The organism is uncultured Cardiobacterium sp., from assembly GCF_938028825.1.
GTDB lineage: Bacteria > Pseudomonadota > Gammaproteobacteria > Cardiobacteriales > Cardiobacteriaceae > Cardiobacterium.
In genome coordinates, this window is sequence record NZ_CALIZP010000049.1 from 1 (window position 1) to 18646 (window position 18646).

The following is an 18646-nucleotide window of genomic DNA, read 5'->3' on the forward strand; positions in this document are numbered from 1 at the left end:
CAAGTTCTGCAAGGATTTTTTTACGGATATGGGCTGGATAGGTCATGATTTTGATGGTTACTGTTTCTTTGCTATTTAACTATAGTGCTCGTCTTTGGCCGCACAGTAACCGTATTGTGCATCGCCCTTGAAACTCCTGTGCCGCTTCGCACGGGCGGGCTTGCAAACCGGCAGGGGAAAACCATCAATGATGTACTCGTCATCCTGCCCATAACGGGCGGCGGGTAGCGCTGCCATTTGCCGGTGGACATGCCACAGGTTGGCGCAATGCTTGCAAAAGTTCGGATAGGGGCTGGGTTTTGGGAACCATGACTGCAGGTTTTCCTTGAAATACCGCCATATTTTCTTGTCGTCATTAAGGCTGAGCGCCTCACCGACGACCTGGATGGTGATGATTTCGACATCGCTCAAGGCGGTGGCGAAACCACGACTGCGCAATTTGGTGGTAACGATTTTCTGATACAACTCATCTATCAGCAGATAGGTGGCAATGATAAACTCTTCTTGCGGCATGCTCTTTGATCCCGGGATTTTTGGTAGAAGACCGGGGTCTTAGAGTAATGCCCTGTTTTGAAAAGCGTTATAAAAAGTTGAGAGCGGCGTTTCAGCCCGTAAAAATGTTTTTTAGGCGGGCTGATGTCCGCCCTACGCCATTATCTTTTTTCAGCGATTTGACTATAAATCCCGGATTCCCAGCCGTTCGCGCAGGCGGGCAAGCTGCCGGTTGGCGCCGTCATGCTTTCCCGCTCGGCGGTTATGCTTTTTTGGCATAAAGCGCGCGCGGGCGGCGTTTTATACTCACCGCCTTATTCCAAAAGAGTTCATCATGTCGCATTTGTCTTCTGCTCCGCCTGTCCGCCCGCGCCGTTTGCGGGTGTTGCCCGGCTTTGGCCTGTCGCTGGGTTTGTCGCTGTTTTTTGTCGCGCTGGTGCTGCTGCTGCCGCTCACCGGGCTGGTCATGAATGTGGCGCAGTTGTCGTTCGCCGATTATTGGGCGGTCATTACCGACGCTCAGGCGCTCGCCGCGTTCCGCGTGACGCTGTGGGCGGCGGCCTGGGCGTCGCTGGTGAATGCGCTGTCCGGCTTGCTGCTCGCCTGGGTGCTGGTGCGCTATCGTTTTTTCGGACGCGGGCTGGTCGATGCACTCATCGATTTGCCGTTTGCCCTGCCGACGGCGGTCGCCGGGATCGCGCTTGCCGCACTTTTTGCCGCCGATGGCTGGCTGGGGCGGCCGCTTGCCGCGCTCGGTGTGCAGGTGGCGGTTCAGCCGCTGGGGATTGTGGTGGCGATGGTGTTCACGAGCATTCCGTTTGTGGTGCGCGCGGTGCAGCCGGTGCTGGAAGCGCTGCCGCGCCAGGTGGAAGAGGCGGCGGCGACGCTGGGCGCGCGCCCGTGGCAGGTGTTTTGCCGCGTGATTTTGCCGCTGCTCTCGCCCGCGCTGGTAAGCGGCGTGGTGCTGTCGTTCGCGCGCAGTCTCGGCGAGTACGGCGCGGTGATTTTTATTGCCGGCAATCAGCCGTATGTGAGCAAGGTGATGTCGCTGGTGATTTTTGAGCGTTTGCAGGAGTTCGATATGCCCGCCGCTGCCGCGCTGGCGTCGGTGATGCTGGCAGTGTCGCTCTTGCTGTTGTTGCTGGTGAATGTGTGGCAGGGCTTTTTCCTGCGCCGTTTCGGGAGGGCGTGATGCGTCGGGTATTGATTGGTCTGGCGCTGTTGTTCGCGCTGCTTTTTTTGGTGCTGCCGCTGGCGGTGGTGTTCGCCGGCGCGTTCGCCAAGGGCTGGGGGGCGTTTGCCGCCGCGCTTGCGGAGCCGGATACGCGCCATGCGCTGTTGTTGACGCTGCTGGTCACGGCGCTCACGGTGCCGGTGAATGTGGTCTTCGGCGTGGCGTTCGCCTGGCTGGTCACGCGTTTTCGTTTTCGCGGGCGGGCGTTTTTGTTGACGCTGCTCGATATTCCGTTTGCGGTGTCGCCCATTATCGCCGGGCTCTTGTATTTGCTGCTGTATAGCGAGAATGCGCCGCTTGGTGCGTGGTTCGCCGCGCGCGGCTGGCAGTTGATGTTCGCCGTGCCGGGGATTGTGCTGGTAACGGTGTTCGTAACCTGTCCGTTTGTCGCGCGCGAGCTGGTGCCGTTCATGCAGCAGCACGGCGCGGCGGAGGAGGAAGCGGCGGTGGTGCTGGGCGCGAGTCCGTGGCAGTTGTGGCGACGCATCACGCTGCCGACGATTCTCTGGCCGCTGCTCTACGGCGTGGCGCTGACGAATGCGCGCGCGGTCGGCGAGTTCGGCGCGGTGTCGGTGGTGTCGGGTAATATTCGCGGTGCGACGATGACGCTGTCGCTCAATGTGGAGTATTTGTATCAGAATTATCAGGCGGCGGCCGCGTTTACCAGCGCGCTGCTGCTGGTGGGGATTGCGCTGGCGACGCTGGCGCTGAAAGCGTGGGTCGCGCGGCATGAGGAGGATGTATGAGTATCGAGGTTTTTCAGCTGCACAAGCGTTTCGGCGAGTATCCCGCGCTGGAAGCGACGGATTTGCGCATTGAGAATGGCGAGATGGCAGCGCTCCTGGGGCCGTCCGGCAGCGGCAAGACAACGCTGTTGCGCCTGATTGCCGGGCTGGAATCGGCCGACGGCGGGCGCATCGTCCTGAACGGGCGCGATGTGACCAATGTACCCGTGCGTGCGCGCCATATCGGCTTTGTCTTCCAGCATTACGCGCTGTTCAAGCATCTGACCGTTGCCGACAATGTCGCTTTCGGCCTCACCGTGTTGCCGCGCAGACAGCGGCCGGCAAAAAAAGTCATCCGCGAGAAAGTCGCGCAACTGCTCGACATGGTGCAGCTCGCCGCCTTCGGTGAGCGCTACCCGGCGCAGCTCTCCGGCGGGCAGCAGCAGCGGGTGGCGCTGGCGCGGGCGCTTGCCACCGAGCCGGAAGTGGTGCTTTTCGACGAGCCTTTCGGCGCGCTGGATGTGCAGGTGCGCCAGGATTTGCGCCTGTGGCTGAAACAGTTGCAGCGCGAGCTGGGCTTCACCGGCGTGTTCGTCACCCACGACCGCGAGGAAGCGCTTGACCTCGCCGACCGCATCGTCGTCATGCGTAACGGCGCGATTGCGCAAAACGCCGATCCGCAGCAGCTTTATGCCGCGCCCGCCGACGCGCAAGTCTTTTCCTTCATGAGCGAAACGCAGCGTTTCCCCGCCCGTCTTGCCGCGCACATCATGCACAGCGGGCGGGCGTGGGCAAAAGCCGAACGGCCGCTGCCTGACGGCACGGGTGAACTCGCCCTGCGCGTGCAGGACATCGAACTCGACGACCACCCGCCGGGACACGTACAACTGCCGCTCGTCATCGACGACATCACCCTGCTCGGCGCGAACTACCGCCTCACCGTGCAGAACCGGGGCTGGGGCGGCGACGCGCGCTGGCAACTGCCGCTGCCCGCGCAAGTCTTCCAGCACCGCCCCGTGCAGGCGGGACAGCGGGTATATATCAAACCGCGCCAACTCTACTTCCTGCGTGAAGACGGCACAGTGGACGCGCTTTTTCACGAATGGGACGGCGGGGTGCGCCCGGCGTAAAGCCGGGATTTATCCCGCTTGACGCGCTTTTCGGTAAACCCTAAGCGATGCAGACAATCAGAGTTTTTTCTAAATAGTTGAGGCCATAGTGCTATAATCACGCGGCTTTCAACCCACAAACCAGGAGATAAAACTCATGACAATCAAAGTCGCCATCAACGGATTCGGACGCATCGGCCGCCTCGCTCTGCGCCAAATGGACAAAGCGAAAAACATCGAAGTCGTCGCCGTCAACGACCTCACCCCGGCCGACATGCTGCTGCACCTCTTCAAATACGACACCTCGCAAGGCCGCTTCCACGGCACCGCCGAACTCAAAGGCGACAGCCTCGTCGTCAACGGCAAAGAAATCAAAGTATTCTCCAACGCCAACCCGGAAGAACTGCCGTGGGGGCAACTGGGTGTGGATGTCGTCCTCGAATGCACCGGCTTCTTCACCAGCAAGGAAAAAGCCGAAAAACACATCAAGGCCGGCGCGAAAAAAGTCGTTATCTCCGCACCGGGCGGCAACGACATCAAAACCATCGCTTACAACGTCAACCACAAAATCCTTGACGGCTCTGAGACCGTCATTTCCGGCGCTTCCTGCACCACCAACTGCCTGGCACCGATGGCCAAAGTCCTGCAAGACAAATTCGGCATCGTCGAAGGTCTCATGACCACCATCCACGCCTACACCGGCGACCAGATGACCCTTGACGCCCCGCACCGCAAAGGCGACAAACGCCGCGCCCGCGCCGCTGCCGCCAACATCGTGCCGAACAGCACCGGCGCCGCGAAAGCCATCGGCCTCGTCATCCCCGAACTGCAAGGCAAACTTGACGGTGCCGCACAACGTGTACCCGTCACCACCGGCTCCCTGACCGAACTCGTTACCGTCCTGGAAAAGAAAGTTACTGCCGAAGAAGTCAACGCCGCAATGAAAGCCGCCGCCAACGAATCCTTCGGCTACACCGAAGAAGAACTGGTCTCTTCCGACATCATCGGCATGAGCGAAGGCTCACTCTTCGACGCCACGCAAACCAAAGTGATGACCGTCGGCGACAAACAACTGGTGAAAACCGTCGCTTGGTACGACAACGAAATGAGCTACACCAACCAGCTCGTCCGCACCCTGACCTACTTCGCCAGCCTCATCAAGTAAACATCACCGCCTGCAAAAAACCGCCCTTCGGGGCGGTTTTTTATGGCGTCCTGAAAAGTATGCCGCACGGATCAGTCAATATGCCTTTCACACCACCCCCGTACATGAAAAACCCCTCCCCATTGCAGGGAGAGGTGGGGGATAGTCGCGACAGCGGCAAAACCCGGGATATGCGTATCCCTCAGGCGGCGTTTTCTGCCACTTCCCGTTGTTCCTGTTCCTGATGCTCACGGTGGTAGTGGCGCAGGGCGTGTTCGGCGCGGCGTCCCGCGCTGAAAGCGGAGACGCGTTTCAGGTAGCCGATGACGCGGGTGCCGTAGTCAATGTCATGCGAGCCGCAAGCGCTGCATGCGGTGAGAGTGCGCTTGTCGATGTGGTTGCAGTCGTTGCAGATGGTGATGCGCACGTTGACGCAGAAGTAGTTGCAGCCGGTGTGCGCAGCGATGTCAAGCAGTTTGCGGTAGCCTGCTTGCGAGAGGGCTTCGTCAAGGTTGAGGTGCAGTGCCGAGCCGCCGTCCAGCCAGTCGATGAGTTCGCGGCCGTGCAGGATGAATTTGTCCAGCGCGTTGGTGTTGTGGTCGTCCTCGACGAGATAGAAGTAGGAGTTGTAGCAATCACGTGCCACTTTGTAGCCGTCGCGTTTGTCCCAGGCGGCGTTTTTCACGCCGAGGTTTTCCGCCGGCACGAATTCGGTGTTGTAGCGTACGCCGTAGGCTTTGTTCGCGCGCTGGTTGGCGTGGTAGATGGTTTTCAGTTTTTCTTGCACGAAGGCGATGTAGGCAGGGTTGTTGCCGACGGTGATGCCCTGGGATTCGGCCGCTTCCGCCATGCCGTTGATGCCGATGGTGAGGTATTGCTTGTCGAGGGTGATGAAGCCGGCGTCATAGACGGTGAGCATACCGGCAGCGAGGTATTCTTCCATCAGTTTGCGGTAGGCGTACTGGTAGCGGTGGATTTTTTCAACTTCCGTCAGGAGATCGCGCCCGTCCTGCACGAGGCGGTTCATGTTGATGGTAATCACGTTGATGGAGCCCGTCGCCACGCCGCCTGCACCGAGGGTATAGCTGAAGGTGCGGTCTTCGATGGCGTTGCGCAGGCGGCAGCAGGAGGCCAGCGAGTCGGGGTTGTCGGATTGGTACACGAAGAAAGAATTGCCAGCGGCGAGTTCGGCGGCGATATGGTCGGCAAACGCGCGGTCTTTGCAACGGCGGTTTTCGGTGAGCATGGCGACAGTCACGACCGGGAAGGTGAGGATGGCGCGCTTGCGCTCGGCGTTGAACCATTGCAGGAAGTAGTTTTGCAGTTTGGCGACGCTTGCCCAGTTGGGTTTGCTGAAGTCGGGGAAGACGAAGTCGCCGAACATGGCATCAAAGTAGTACTGGTCGTAGATGGAGATGTTCCAGAAGGCGCTCTGGTAGCCGCGCGCGGCAGCGGGCTGGTTGATGCTGTACACCACTTGTTGCAGGCAGTTGGCGATGTCGCGCTCGTGCGTCGCGAGGTAATCGTCGCCGAAGTCTTTGCGCGCGAAGTGGTCAAAGTAGGTGAGGAATTCGACGGTCGCCACCGCGCCGGCAAACTGCGAGCTGATGGCAAAGACGAGGTTGATGAACGAGCCGCAGAAGGAGGCGAGATGCTGCGGCGCTTTCGATTCGCCGCCGAGTTTGGTCAGACCGTCGCGCAGGAAGGGATACATGGAGATGGAAACGCAGTAGGGTTTGAGGCTGGTTTCGTCGTGGATATAGATTTCGTGCGCCTCAATCTGGCGGATGTATTCGGCGGCGGTGGCATCGCCAAAGATTTCGCGGATTTTGCGGCTAACCTGGGCGCGGTTCACCTGCACCATCAGGTCTTTCATCAGCTCGCTTTCCAGGGTGGCGATGTTTTTCTGGGTAACGTTGGCGTTGGCGTCGAGTTTCGAGCCATCGGCGGCGTTGTGCGCACGCACGTAATCATCCATAAAGTCGAGTTTCAGTTGGATTTGTTCGGGGGTCAGTCGCAGCATGTCAGTGTCTCCAAAAGAGTTGATTGAGCACCGCGCCGTCGGCGGTACGGATAAAGCGCTGGTTGGTGCCGGGGTCGTCCAGGCCGCCCCGTTCACGCCACCAGGCGCCGGTTTTCAAAAAGGTGAGTTCCGCGTGCAGGGCGGGGGGAACCTCATCCAGCCCGGTGTAAAGGCAGGTTTTCAACCCAGCGGCGCGCGCGGTGCGCAGGCAGTCGATGAGCGCCGCGCCGTGCCATTCGCCGCCGAAGAAGAGGACGCAGGACAGCAGCCCGGCGTAATCCTCGATGCGGCGTTGCAGATGGGCGGGGGTGAGCGCCGTGCCCTGATTGGGATTCCAGGTGTAAGTGCTGTGGCAGCCGGGGCAGCGCAGCGGACAACCGGCGATGGTGTAGGCCAGTGACACCTCACCCGGCACTTCCTGCCAGACGATGTCTTCGTGCACATAGCGCAGCATGGTTGAAGGTTCTCCTGCTCTTTGGGTAAAAAAACGCAAGATATGGTAGGGATAGCGTCCTCATAGCGCAATATATGGTGGTTTCTATTTTGCTAAACGCCTGTAAGTCCATTGGTAATTATGGACATGGATCGTGCGCTTTATCAGTCAGCCCGCATGCGGATGTGATTTTCTGTTGATATTTGAAGGGATTGGCCGTTTTATTTCCGATAATTAACTGTTTCTACTTGGTTTTATGGCGAGAGGCGCAGCTCGCGCGCATGATGTTCCGCCGCGCGGCACAAAAAAATCTTCCCCGCTTGCGCGTCCGTGCGGCGGGGAAGGTTTTGTGTCTCGCGGCTGCCGGGCGCGGCAACGCGGCTTTCAGTAGCAGTCCCAGTAGAACCAGGCTTTGTCGAAGCGGCGGGCGGCGAGGTCGGCGCGGTCGATGTAGAAGGCGCCGACGCCGCTATCGCCCCACAGGATGTTGGTGCAGCTGCCTTCTTCACTGCTGTCGAGCTGGAAGAGCAGCACGCTGTCGGCGAGCGTGGGGTCATCCGGACGCGGGTCACGCTGGGTAAAGAAGGGGTAGCCGCGCAAGTGGTTGCCATTCTGCGCGCGGGCGATGACGGCGCGCAGGGTGTCGTCGTCCGGGTCGAAGTTGTGCGCGGCCGCCCAGTCGTCGCGCGACATACCGTAGTGGGCGGCAAAATCGGCGCTGTCGTCAAGGAGGTAGTGTTCGGCGGGCGGGCGGAAGGTCATGGCGTATTCGCCGTGGACGGGGAAGTACCATGTTCTGTCCGCCGCGTCTGCGGGCGCGTCGTTGAGCGCGCGCATCACCGCCAGCAGTACCGGGTTGGCTGCGTGATAGTGCGCGAGGTGGTAGGCGTTGCTGTTTTGTTGCAGGCTGAAGTTGAGCAGCAGGCTGAGTTGGGCGCGGTTGTCAATGTCGGCAGCGAGCAATGCGGCGCGGTCTTCCGCCCAGAGGCGGCTGTATTCGTCGTCGTGCAGCGAGGCCACGTAGCGGTCGTTGTCGGCGATGTAGAGGTCGCGGTATTGCTGCGAAGTTTCCCGCTCGGCGGCGGTTTCTTCAGGGGATTCGCCGTCGTGCAGGGTTTGCGCGAGGAGGTCAAGGGCGGTTTGCAGCGGGTCGCTTTCGTCGCCGCTGATGTAGCGCCGGATGGCTGCTTGCGCGGCGGGGTCGTCGTCCAGTTGTTCGCCAAATGCTGTGGCAAAGAGGTCAATGGCGGCGTGGTCGGGGGCAGGCTGCGCGTCCGGATCGGCATAGAAGCCGAGGGTGGCGAAGTGCGCGGCGAGGCGTTCCATACGGCCGGCGAGCATGGTTTGTTCCAAGGCACTGATGTGGGCCTGGGTTGCGGGGTCGGCGGCGCGAAAGCTGGTGCGGAAAGCGGCAAGCGTGCGCGGGATATGGGTTTCGAGGATGGCATCGAGTTCGGAGGCGTCGTGAACCTGCTCTTCCTGAGCGGCAGCGATGATGGCGGCGGCGTTGTCCCGCATAACGCGCCATTCCTCCTGCCAGATGGCACTGAGGGCAGGGTCGTGGTAATGGGCGATGAGTTCGTCCTGCATCGCCCAGTCAACGGTGAGGACGGCCTGCGGGTCATGCTGCCAGTATTGTCGCCAAAGGTTTTGCGCGGCGGGGGCGTTGTCAACGGCGTGGCTGTGCAGGTAGCCGAGGACGCGGTTGAGCTCGGCGTACTGACGCGGGTAGTAGGCGGCAGGCATGGCATCAAGATCGTCCCAGCAACTGGCGCGGCTGATCCGGTTGGTGGCGGCGGCGCTGCCGATGATGTCGCGCACGCGTGCCTCGCTGCCACTGAAATGGTCCTGCACGAGGGCGGCGCCGAGGTCGGTGAGGCTGTCCATGCGCAGGCGGCGGTGGTAGCGGTGCGCGCAGCCGCCCTCAAAACCACGCAGGGCCCCGCGTTCCTGCTGCCAGCAGTGGCTGAGGGCGGCATCATCAATATAGGCGACGAGTTTGTCGCGGCGCGTGAGCCAGGCGGTGATTTCGGCGAGGGGGTCATGCTGCCAGCGCGCGGCAAAGGCGGCATCCATGTCGGCAAGCAGGGCATCATCCGTCCATTGGGTGGCGCGTACGTCATCCAGCGCGGTGATGCGGGCGTGAGTCCTGGGACAGGCGGCACGCAGCGCGGCATAGCCGACAGCGCGGTCGGTGAAATCGCGGTGTGCGGCAATCCAGGCACTGCTGTTGTTGTAGAGGGCGGTACTTTCGGTGTCCCAGGCAGCGGTCAGCGTGGGGTCGTTGAGGGCGCTGACGAGCAAACCGACGGCTTGCAGCCAGCCGTTGAGGCAGGTTTGCGGGTCTTCCTGCCAGTTTTCGGCCCAGTAATCTTCATCATCGGTGTCGTTATCTGCCGTACCGTCGCCGTCATCTTGGTAGGCGGCGGGGTTTTGCGCGCGCCAGTGATCGCGGCTGTGCGGAACTGCGGTGGTGTCAGCGAAGTAGGCGCAGCGATAGCCGCGATGGTTACGCAGGTCGGCGTCGTTCATGCCGAAGGTATCGTCATAACCATCAATGTAGAAAGCAAGCAGACCGTGTTCCGGCAGGCCGATGGTGGCGGCGGCCCCGGCGGGCAGTTCGCCAAGGTTGATTTGCGCGAGCAGGGCCAGCGGCCGCCCGTGAGCGTTGGCAGGCAGCGGCAGATGCTGCGGCCAGTAGCCGATGCCGCCGACGCGTGAGGCGGTGAGCGGCAGCCCGGCGGCGGCCGGGGCGAGGCGGTAGGGCAGCGCAGGAATGGCACTGGCGAGGATGTGCGCGACGGCTGCGGCGGGCAGGCGGCGTTCGAGTTGAGCGAGCAGGTCGGGATGCATGGCGGTCTCCAAAGATAAGGAGCCACCATTATGCCGTAAGCACGCGCTTTCTCGGCGGGGATGTGCGCCGGCGGGAAATGTGTTTGGCTGCCGTTGTCTGCGATAAACAGCAGTGGGAAATTTCCGATGAATTGGGCGATTTATAGTTGTTTCAAATAGAGATGATACGGTGTTGGCGAACCTGACCGGGCACCCATAAAGATCGCTACGCGATTTTTATGGGAAACCCGCGCCGTACTATCTGTACTGTCTTCGACTAGCCGCCTTGACTCATTCCTATTTGAAACGAGCATACCATTGACACGATTTCGGGATTTCCCGAAACACCGGAGGCAGGTCACGGGCGAAAAAAAACGCCATGAAACATGGCGTTTTTGCGTGGTTGGCGGAGAGAGGGGGATTCGAACCCCCGATACGCTATTAACGTATACACACTTTCCAGGCGTGCGCATTCGACCGCTCTGCCATCTCTCCGGGGTTTGTATAGTAAAACGGGCGCGGATTATAGCGGATTTTTGGCCTCTTTGATAGAAAGCCGTACGCGCCCCTGCCGGTCAATTTCCAGTAGTTTGACTTTGACTTCCTGGCCGATGCTCAATTCGTCTTCGACATTGGTCACGCGGTAGTCGGCGATTTGCGAGACGTGTACCAGCCCCTCTTTGCCGGGCAGGAAGGCGACGAAGGCACCGAAATCGGTGATTTTCACCACTTTGGCATCGTAGATGCGGCCGATTTCCGGCTCGGCGGTGATTTCTTCGATGATGCGGCGCGCATTGTCGGCCGCAGTTTTGTCCACAGCGGCGATTTTGATGGTGCCGTCGTCTTCGATTTCGATGGTGGTACCGGTGCTTTCGGTGATGCTGCGGATGGTTGCGCCACCTTTGCCGATGACGTCTTTGATTTTTTCGACATCAATACGCATGGTGGTGAAGCGCGGCGCAAATTCGGAGATTTCCGCACGCGGCGCAGCGATGGCCTGTTTCATCACGTCGAGGATGTGCAGGCGTCCTGCCTTGGCCTGGGTCAGCGCCTGCTCCATGATTTCACGGGTAATGCCGTCAATCTTGATGTCCATTTGCAGGGCGGTTACGCCGTTTACGGAACCGGCAACCTTGAAGTCCATATCGCCGAGGTGGTCTTCGTCGCCCAGAATGTCGGTGAGGACGGTGAAGCGGTCGCCTTCCTTGACCAGTCCCATCGCGATTCCTGCCACCGGGGTTTTGACCGGTACGCCCGCATCCATCAAGGCGAGGCTGGTGCCGCAGACGGAGGCCATCGAGCTGGAGCCGTTGGATTCAGTGATTTCCGAGACGACACGGATGGTGTAGGGGAAGTCGCTTTCTTTGGGCAGGATGGCGGTAACGCCACGGCGCGCCAGGCGGCCGTGGCCGATTTCGCGACGCTTGGGCGAGCCGACACGGCCGACTTCGCCGACGCTGAACGGCGGGAAGTTGTAGTGCAGCATGAAGATGTCGCGGTATTCGCCGGTGAGTGCGTCAATGATTTGTGCGTCGCGACCGGTGCCGAGGGTGGCGACAACCAGCGCCTGGGTTTCGCCACGGGTGAAGAGGGCGGAGCCATGCACACGCGGCAGGACGCCGGTGCGGATGGTGATGGGGCGGACGGTCACGGTATCGCGGCCGTCAATACGGGGTTCTTTGGCGAGGATGCGGTCACGCACCACGCGGTATTCGAGTTCGTGCACGGCATTACCGACATCAGCCGCAGTCCAGCCGTCTTCGCTGACGAGAGCGGCTTGAACTTCTTCATGAATGGCGGCAACGGTGTTTTGCCGTTGGAGTTTGTCGGCGATTTGGTAGGCGGCGATGAGTTTGTCGCGGCTCAGTTCGCGGACTTTGTCGTGCAGGGCTTCGTCTTGCGGTTCGGCCTGCCAGTCCCAAGCGGGTTTGCCTGCTTTGGAGGCCAGTTCGCGGATGGCGTTGATGGCCGTCTGCATCTGTTCGTGCCCGTACATGACGGCACCGAGCATGATTTCTTCGGAGAGTTCGTTGGCTTGTGATTCGACCATCAGTACGGCGCTTTCGGTACCGGCGACGACGAGATCAAGGTCGGAATCTTGCAGTTCTTTATCGGACGGGTTGAGCAGGTAGTTGCCGTTTTTGTAGCCGACGCGCGCGGCGCCGATGGGACCGTTGAACGGCACGCCGGACAGGGCAAGCGCGGCGGATGCACCGATCATGGACGGGATGTCCGGGTTTACGTCGGGGTTGACCGACATCACGCTGGCGATGACCTGCACTTCGTTAAAGAAGCCTTCGGGGAAGAGCGGGCGCAGCGGGCGGTCAATCAGGCGGGATACGAGAGTTTCGTTCTCGCTGGGGCGCCCTTCGCGACGAAAATAGCCGCCGGGAATGCGGCCGGCGGCGTAGGATTTTTCCTGATAATCAACGGTCAGCGGAAAGAAATCCTGTCCTTCGGCGACGGTCTTTTTCGCCACGGCGGTGACGAGGACGACGGTGCCGTCCATATTGACGATTACCGCGCCGTCGGCTTGACGGGCGATTTCGCCGCTTTCCAGGGTGACTTGATGGTTTCCGTAGGTAAAGGTGATGCTTTCTTTCACGCTGACTGCCTCGTTTCAGGATTAGCGGCGCAGACCGAGGTCAGCGATGAGCTTGCGGTAGCCGTCGTAGTTGACGCGCTTGAAGTAGTCCAGCAGGCGGCGGCGCTGGCTGACCATTTTCAGCAGACCGCGACGGGAATGGTGGTCTTTTTTGTGGGTGTCGAAATGCGGTTGCAGTTCGAGGATGCGCGCGGTCAGGAGGGCAACCTGTACCTCGGTAGAGCCACTGTCTCCTTCTTTGCGTTGGTATTTTTTGATGATTTCGCTTTTTTTCTCAGCGGTAAGCATGTTGATAGTCTCCGGTTAGGTTTCACTGTGCCGATGGCGTTGGGCCTGTGAAAAGAGGGTGGATTTTACGGCGACAGTTACGCAAAAGCAAGGAAGGCGACGGTTGTGGGTAATGGGTGCCCCGCTTTGCTAAGTCACTGCGATAGTGTTGGAAATTTAGCATTCTCTGCTTCCTTTCATCACTTATGCTGATTTATATTAAGCGCGGGCAATAATCATGAGAGGAACCCGTTATGTCTGTTAATTCTCCCGTTACTTCCAACGAAATCAAGGGCTTTTTCCCACCCGGCATCGTGACCGGCCTGGGCATTATCGCCATTGCTTTCGTCGTCGCCTGGCTATCGTATTCGTATCTGCCGTATAACAACGAGGCCAACAAGGGTCTGGCGCTGCTGATTTTCGTCGCCATCCTCTGGTTCACCGAAGCGGTGCATATCAGTTTGACCGCCATCATGATCCCGATCGGCGCGCTCTTGCTGCATATGCCGGAGAAGATGAATCCCGACGGCACCGTGGCCTCGGTCATCACCATGAAATCCGCCCTTGCCGGTTTTGCCGACCCGATTATCTACCTCTTCCTCGGCGGCTTCGCGCTGGCGACGGCGCTGCAAGTGCAGAAAATCGACAAGAAAATCGCCAACATCATCATCCATGCCGCCGGTTCGAGCATGTTGTGGTCGGTGGTAGGGCTGTGTTTCATCACCGCTTTCCTGTCGATGTGGATCTCGAACACCGCCACTGCCGCGATGATTCTGCCGCTGGCCATCGGTCTCCTGTCCTCGGTAAACAAAAATGACCGTGGCACGCGCGTTTTCGTCCTCCTTTCGGTTGCCTATTCCGCCAGTATCGGCGGCATGGGTATGCTGCAAGGCTCGCCGCCGAACGCCATCGCCGCCAAAGAACTCGGCATGGACTTCGTCGCCTGGATGAAACTCGGCCTGCCCATCACCCTTATCCTGATGCCGGCGATGTTCCTTACCCTCTACATCGTCTGCAAACCGAACTTCAAGCAAAAAATCCATCAGGGACCGGAAGACCACATCCCGTGGACCAAGCAACGTGTGCTGACGCTTGCCGTCTTCGCCGCTGCCGCTGCGGCGTGGATCTGCGGCAACCAAATCAAAAACGCGCTCGGCATCACTTCGCCCGACACCTTTGTTGCCCTCTGCGCCATCATCGCCGTCGTCGTCCTCGGCCTCGCGAGCTGGAAAGACGTCACCGACAACGCCGACTGGGGCGTACTGCTGCTCTTCGGCGGCGGCATCACCCTGAGCAACGTTCTTGGCGCCTCCGGTGCCTCGCTGGAAATCGGCCAGATGATTGCCGCCAAACTCGGCCACATCTCGCCCTTCGTGATCATCCTGGTCGTCGCCACCTTCATCATTTTCCTCACCGAATTCACCAGTAACACCGCCTCCGCCGCGCTGCTGGTGCCGGTCTTTGCCGCCGTCGCCAAAGAAATGGGGATGCCGAAAGAAGTGCTGGTGATGGTCATCGGCATCGGTGCGTCGTGCGCCTTCATGCTGCCGGTTGCCACCCCGCCGAACGCGCTGGTCATGGGCACGGGCGAAATCAAATCGCGCGACATGTTCGTCGCCGGCCTCGTGCTGAACTTTGTCAGCATCGCGGTGGTCTCGCTCTTCGCCTACTACGTCATCCTCAAATAACCTTAAAAAGCCCGCTTCGGCGGGCTTTCTCATCCCTGCGGCAAGCCATCCTTCCACCGCTGCGCCTTGCACCGCAGCGGCGCGGCTGCCGCCTGCATCACACGCCTCCCGGCACCAAGCCGCTTTCCCGGTCATCACAAAGCGCGGCAACAAGAAGCTCTCTCATTTATAACCGCGCGCTTTTCACCACCCGCCCGCTTATGCTGACCGTAGAAAACGCCGCGCTCGTCCTGCACGGCAAAACCCTTTTGCACGATATTTCCTTCACCCTCACGCCCGGTCGTTTGTACGGCCTTATCGGCCACAACGGCTCCGGCAAATCCAGCCTCATCCGCCTCCTGAGCGGCGAACTGGCGCCCAGCGGCGGCCGTGTGCTGCTCGACGGGCAAGCCATCCACGCCATGCCGCCGAAGGCGCGGGCACGGCGCATCGCCTATTTGCCGCAGCGTTTGCCGGAAGCGGCGGATTTTCTCGTGGAGGAACTGGTGATGCTGGGGCGTTTCCCGTGGCAGGGCTGGTTGCAGCGGTCCAGCGGGGAAGACCGCAGTCTGGTCGCCGCCGCGATGACGCAGACGGCGGTCGTGCCGCTGGCGCAGCAGGCGGTGAACACGCTCTCCGGCGGCGAGCGGCAGCGCGCCTGGCTGGCGATGTGCCTCGCGCAGCAGAGTGCCTGTCTGCAACGGGTGGAACGCGTCCTCTTCCACGCCCCGGACAGCCTGCCGCGCAGTCTCATCGCTCTCACCCTTGCCAGCAGCCAGCAGTGCGACCGCTGCCGACATCGGCCTCGCTTCCATCACCATCCGCAGCACTCCAAGCAACGGCAGCGAAGGCGGCTATGCCCTGGTTGACCTAATGGCGCGTTACCAAATCAACGACCAACTCTCGGCGCAGCTCAACGTGGAAAACCTCTTTAACAAAAAATACCGCGACCAGTACGGTTGGGGGCAATACGGCTACGGCAGCCCGCGCTACATCAGCGCGAGCTTCCGCTACGAATTCTGAGCGGACACCCTGCGAAAGAGGCGGCGGTCGGCCGCCCACAAAAAAACCACCGCGCAGGCGGTGGTTTTTTGTGTCCCGTCCGTTTTATAGATACTTGACGAAACTTTGCAGCACGGCGCTGTTGATAAGGTCAACGAAGAAGGCACCAACCATCGGCACGATGAGGAAGGCCTTGTGCGACGGGCCGAAGCGTTCGGTCACGGACTGCATGTTGGCAACCGCTGTCGGCGTCGCACCGAGACCGAAGCCGCAGTGACCGGCGGCAAGCACGGCGGCATCATAATCGCGGCCCATGAAGACGAAAGTCACGTAGGTCGCATAGAGGAACATCACCACCGTTTGCACGACCAGGATGACGGTAACGGGCAGCGCCAGCGCGGTCAGTTCCCACAGTTTCAGGTCGAGCAGGGCAATGGCGAGGAAGATGGAAAGCGAGGCGTTGCCGAAGACATCAATGGCGCGGTCAAACATGTTGAACTTGAAGGCGCCGGTGAGGATGTTGCGCAGGATGACGCCGCAGGCCAGCCCCCAGACGAATTGTGGCAGGTCGAGGATGGGGAGGATGTCTTTCAGATGACGTGCATCCACATCGTTCATGATTTCGGAAAACACCAAGCAGACGGCAAACATCGCCAGGGTATCCACCGCCGAAGATGCGGTGATGAGGCGCATCCGTTGCGGCCGTTCGAAGATGTCGTCGGGTTTGTCGAGATTGTCGCCGACATCGATGTTCTCGGCGGGTTCTACCCGTTTGCGCCCCATTTTGTTGATGAGGCGACGTGCCACCGGGCCGCCGATGAGGCCACCGGCCACCAAGCCGTAAGTGGCGCAGGCCATGCCGAGGCCGGTCGCCCCCACCAAGCCGATTTTTTCCAGCTCCGGCCCCCAGCCGCCGGCGGTGCCATGGCCGCCGGTCATGGTGATGGAACCGGCGACCAGACCGATGAGCGGGTTCTGCCCCAGCATGGTTGCCAGCGCCACACCGACGACATCCTGCACAATGATAAAGATGCCGACGATGATGGTGAAAATGACCAGCGGTTTGCCGCCCGCTTTCAGACGGGAAAAATCGGCGCTGAGCCCGATGGAGATGAAGAAGATGAGCATGAAGGCATTTTTCAGTCCGGCATCAAACTTGAAGATGTAGCTGCCGAGACCGTAGAGGATGTAGATGATGACCGCTGCAACCAGGCCGCCGGCGACCGGTTCGGGGATGTTGAAATCGCGCAGGAAACGGATGTGTTTCACCAGCTGCCGCCCGAATAGCAGCACGATGCAGGCGATGAGCAGGGTGTAGTAACCGTTGACGGTGATTTCGGTAAAAACAGGAGCAGATTGTTCCATAGGAGACCTCGCTGATGGTTGCGTGAAGGAATCAGGCGGCGCGCGGCACGCCCGGAGGCTGAATATAGGCGAAGAGGTTAATCTTTGTCAAAGAACAGTTCATCTTGTGCTCACGTCCTGCCTTCCTGTGTTTTTTTGTGGAATGGCGCGCACGATAAAAAAACCGCCCATGCGGGGAGAGCACGGCGGCAGAAAAAAACAGGGCGACCCTCCGGCCGCCCCTGGTGATGCCTGTGCCGTCAGGCGGCGGCTTTCAGCCCAGCAGCCATTTGGCAAGCGGGATGCTGATGGCGAGGCTGAAGCCCATGCTGAGCAGGCCGGGCAGCATGAAGCTGTGGTTCAGGATATAGCGGCCGATGCGCGTCGTGCCTGTGGTGTCGAAGTCGATGGAGGCGATAATCGGACCGTAGTTCGGGATGAAGAAATAGCCGTTCACCGCGACGAAGGTACCGACCATCGTTTCCGCCGGAATGCCGAGGGCAATACCGACCGGGAACAGGGTGGCGACCGTTGCGCCCTGGCTGTTGACCAGCACGGAAAGGGCGAAAAGGGCGACGGCGAAGAGCCACGGTGCGGTTTCCACCCAGCCTTTCACCAGCGTTTGCAACTCGTCCATATGGGCGTGCATCAGGGTGTCGCCGAGCCAGGCGATACCGAAGATGGCCATGACCGCGCGCATCCCGGCGTGGAAAACCGAGCCACGGGTGATGGCGGTGCCGTCTGGTCTGCAAAAGAGGATGATGAGTGCGCCCGCAGTCAGCATGACGATTTCGATGACGTGCGGCATGTTGAGCAGTTTCGGCTTACCTTCGGCATCGGGGAAGACCGGGCGCAGATGGTGCAGGACTTCCTGCGGGAAGCCCGGCCAGTATTTGTACACATACTCGATGGAGCCGAGGATGACGACCAGCAGCGCGGCGAGAATAAAGATGGTGAGCGAGGTTTTTGCCTTCCTCTCGTCGAAAGAAGCGGCTTCACTGCCGCCGCTTGCTTCCTGGGCGGCGTAGATTTCCTGATAGGCAGGGTCTTGCAGGCGGCGCTGATATTCCGGATCGTCTTTCAGCTCCTTGCCCATCTTGTTGACGAAGATGCAGGCGATGCCGATACCGATGACGGTGGAGGGGATGGTAACCATCAGGATGTCGAGGATGCTGACGTGATACGGCGAGAGATAGGAGACCGCCGAGACCACCGCTGCCGCAATCGGGCTGGCGACGATGGAAAACTGCGAGGCGATGACCGCCATCGACAGCGGGCGTTCCGGGCGGATGCCGCTGCGGCGAGAGACTTCGGCGATGACGGGCAGCACGGAATAAGCGACATGGCCGGTACCGGCAAAGATGGTGAAGACATACGTCACGACCGGTGCCATGAAGGTAATGTGTTTCGGATTCTTGCGCAGGATGCGGGTGGCGGCGCGAATCATCAGGTCGAGACCGCCGGAAGCCTCCATCGCTGCTGCGGCGGCGACGACCGCCATAATCATCAGCATGACATCAATCGGCGGACTGGTCGGCTGCAACTCAAAACCGAAGGTCAGGATGGCGAGACCCAAACCACCGAAAACGCCGAGACCGATGCCGCCGACCTGGGCACCGATCATGATGCACAGCAGCACAATGGCAAACTGCACGAAAAACATTGTGGACATGATGAACTCCGTTAATGCTGGGAAATGCCGCACGGCGGGAACACGCGGCAAAACGCACGGATAATGCGCTTTGGGGCGGGCTCTTGCCGCACGGTGG

At 60.3% G+C, this 18646-nt stretch carries 15 protein-coding genes and 1 tRNA gene; 7 read left to right on the top strand and 9 right to left on the bottom strand.

Features of this window, described 5'->3' with window-relative positions; translation table 11 throughout:
- Positions 1-75 precede the first annotated feature (75 nt).
- Positions 76-513, bottom strand: a complete 438-nt coding sequence (locus Q0562_RS07560; protein WP_298643176.1) for a hypothetical protein — start codon at positions 511-513, stop codon at positions 76-78.
- 313 nt (positions 514-826) lie between these two features.
- Between Q0562_RS07560 and cysT the strand changes: the two genes are divergently transcribed.
- The 4 genes from cysT to gap all read left to right on the top strand — a co-directional run bounded on the left by cysT (position 827) and on the right by gap (position 4725).
- Positions 827-1684 carry a sulfate ABC transporter permease subunit CysT gene (gene cysT / locus Q0562_RS07565; RefSeq protein ID WP_366144733.1) on the top strand — a complete coding sequence of 286 codons (858 nt, stop codon included), beginning with the start codon at positions 827-829 and terminating at the stop codon, positions 1682-1684.
- On the top strand, positions 1684-2472 hold the full coding sequence (gene cysW, locus Q0562_RS07570) for a sulfate ABC transporter permease subunit CysW (protein WP_298643178.1): 789 nt from the start codon (positions 1684-1686) through the stop codon (positions 2470-2472). The genes cysT and cysW overlap by 1 nt, the downstream gene beginning before the upstream one ends.
- Positions 2469-3581, top strand: coding sequence for a sulfate ABC transporter ATP-binding protein (gene cysA, locus Q0562_RS07575; protein WP_298643180.1), 1113 nt, complete (start codon positions 2469-2471; stop codon positions 3579-3581). The genes cysW and cysA overlap by 4 nt, the downstream gene beginning before the upstream one ends.
- A gap of 136 nt (positions 3582-3717) precedes the next feature.
- A complete protein-coding gene (gap, locus tag Q0562_RS07580; protein ID WP_298643182.1) occupies positions 3718-4725 on the top strand; it encodes a type I glyceraldehyde-3-phosphate dehydrogenase in 1008 nt (335 codons plus the stop codon).
- A gap of 181 nt (positions 4726-4906) precedes the next feature.
- Here the strand turns inward: gap and nrdD are convergent, their stop codons facing one another.
- The 6 genes from nrdD to rpsO all read right to left on the bottom strand — a co-directional run bounded on the left by nrdD (position 4907) and on the right by rpsO (position 12885).
- Positions 4907-6727: an anaerobic ribonucleoside-triphosphate reductase gene (nrdD, locus tag Q0562_RS07585; RefSeq protein WP_298643183.1), complete on the bottom strand. Its 1821-nt coding sequence runs from the start codon at positions 6725-6727 to the stop codon at positions 4907-4909.
- A 1-nt stretch (position 6728) separates the two neighbouring features.
- Entirely contained in the window at positions 6729-7181 is a 453-nt protein-coding gene (gene nrdG / locus Q0562_RS07590; protein ID WP_298643184.1) for an anaerobic ribonucleoside-triphosphate reductase activating protein, read from the bottom strand.
- 363 nt (positions 7182-7544) lie between these two features.
- Positions 7545-10013 (bottom strand): DUF1963 domain-containing protein, encoded by a 2469-nt coding sequence (locus Q0562_RS07595; RefSeq protein WP_298643185.1) that lies wholly within the window; start codon positions 10011-10013, stop codon positions 7545-7547.
- 383 nt (positions 10014-10396) lie between these two features.
- A tRNA-Ser gene (locus Q0562_RS07600) sits at positions 10397-10487 on the bottom strand.
- A 28-nt stretch (positions 10488-10515) separates the two neighbouring features.
- A complete protein-coding gene (pnp, locus tag Q0562_RS07605; RefSeq protein ID WP_298643186.1) occupies positions 10516-12597 on the bottom strand; it encodes a polyribonucleotide nucleotidyltransferase in 2082 nt (693 codons plus the stop codon).
- A 21-nt stretch (positions 12598-12618) separates the two neighbouring features.
- The gene (rpsO, locus tag Q0562_RS07610) at positions 12619-12885 is read right to left on the bottom strand and encodes a 30S ribosomal protein S15 (RefSeq protein WP_298643187.1); all 267 of its coding nucleotides are present in this window, start codon (positions 12883-12885) and stop codon (positions 12619-12621) included.
- A 233-nt stretch (positions 12886-13118) separates the two neighbouring features.
- Between rpsO and Q0562_RS07615 the strand changes: the two genes are divergently transcribed.
- The 3 genes from Q0562_RS07615 (at position 13119) to Q0562_RS07625 (ending at position 15554) form a co-directional block, all read left to right on the top strand.
- Positions 13119-14552 carry a DASS family sodium-coupled anion symporter gene (locus Q0562_RS07615; protein WP_298643188.1) on the top strand — a complete coding sequence of 478 codons (1434 nt, stop codon included), beginning with the start codon at positions 13119-13121 and terminating at the stop codon, positions 14550-14552.
- A 200-nt stretch (positions 14553-14752) separates the two neighbouring features.
- Positions 14753-15400, top strand: coding sequence for an ABC transporter ATP-binding protein (locus tag Q0562_RS07620; protein WP_298643190.1), 648 nt, complete (start codon positions 14753-14755; stop codon positions 15398-15400).
- Positions 15401-15404: 4 nt separating this feature from the next.
- Positions 15405-15554: a TonB-dependent receptor gene (locus Q0562_RS07625; RefSeq protein WP_298643192.1), complete on the top strand. Its 150-nt coding sequence runs from the start codon at positions 15405-15407 to the stop codon at positions 15552-15554.
- 84 nt (positions 15555-15638) lie between these two features.
- On the opposite strand, the gene gltS is transcribed toward Q0562_RS07625, so the two are convergent.
- A complete protein-coding gene (gene gltS / locus Q0562_RS07630; RefSeq protein ID WP_298643193.1) occupies positions 15639-16898 on the bottom strand; it encodes a sodium/glutamate symporter in 1260 nt (419 codons plus the stop codon).
- Positions 16899-17151: 253 nt separating this feature from the next.
- Entirely contained in the window at positions 17152-18549 is a 1398-nt protein-coding gene (locus Q0562_RS07635) for an anaerobic C4-dicarboxylate transporter (protein WP_298643195.1), read from the bottom strand.
- Between the last annotated feature and the right edge of the window lie 97 nt (positions 18550-18646).

Excerpts from the sequence above, each read along its gene's own strand:
- Q0562_RS07560 (WP_298643176.1), bottom strand. The coding sequence starts at position 513 with ATGCCGCAAGAAGAGTTTATCATTGCCACCTATCTGCTGATAGATGAG.
- cysT (WP_366144733.1), top strand. The coding sequence starts at position 827 with ATGTCGCATTTGTCTTCTGCTCCGCCTGTCCGCCCGCGCCGTTTGCGG.
- cysW (WP_298643178.1), top strand. The coding sequence starts at position 1,684 with ATGCGTCGGGTATTGATTGGTCTGGCGCTGTTGTTCGCGCTGCTTTTT.
- cysA (WP_298643180.1), top strand. The coding sequence starts at position 2,469 with ATGAGTATCGAGGTTTTTCAGCTGCACAAGCGTTTCGGCGAGTATCCC.
- gap (WP_298643182.1), top strand. The coding sequence starts at position 3,718 with ATGACAATCAAAGTCGCCATCAACGGATTCGGACGCATCGGCCGCCTC.
- nrdD (WP_298643183.1), bottom strand. The coding sequence starts at position 6,727 with ATGCTGCGACTGACCCCCGAACAAATCCAACTGAAACTCGACTTTATG.
- nrdG (WP_298643184.1), bottom strand. The coding sequence starts at position 7,181 with ATGCTGCGCTATGTGCACGAAGACATCGTCTGGCAGGAAGTGCCGGGT.
- Q0562_RS07595 (WP_298643185.1), bottom strand. The coding sequence starts at position 10,013 with ATGCATCCCGACCTGCTCGCTCAACTCGAACGCCGCCTGCCCGCCGCA.
- rpsO (WP_298643187.1), bottom strand. The coding sequence starts at position 12,885 with ATGCTTACCGCTGAGAAAAAAAGCGAAATCATCAAAAAATACCAACGC.
- Q0562_RS07615 (WP_298643188.1), top strand. The coding sequence starts at position 13,119 with ATGTCTGTTAATTCTCCCGTTACTTCCAACGAAATCAAGGGCTTTTTC.
- Q0562_RS07620 (WP_298643190.1), top strand. The coding sequence starts at position 14,753 with ATGCTGACCGTAGAAAACGCCGCGCTCGTCCTGCACGGCAAAACCCTT.
- Q0562_RS07625 (WP_298643192.1), top strand. The coding sequence starts at position 15,405 with ATGGCGCGTTACCAAATCAACGACCAACTCTCGGCGCAGCTCAACGTG.
- gltS (WP_298643193.1), bottom strand. The coding sequence starts at position 16,898 with ATGGAACAATCTGCTCCTGTTTTTACCGAAATCACCGTCAACGGTTAC.
- Q0562_RS07635 (WP_298643195.1), bottom strand. The coding sequence starts at position 18,549 with ATGTCCACAATGTTTTTCGTGCAGTTTGCCATTGTGCTGCTGTGCATC.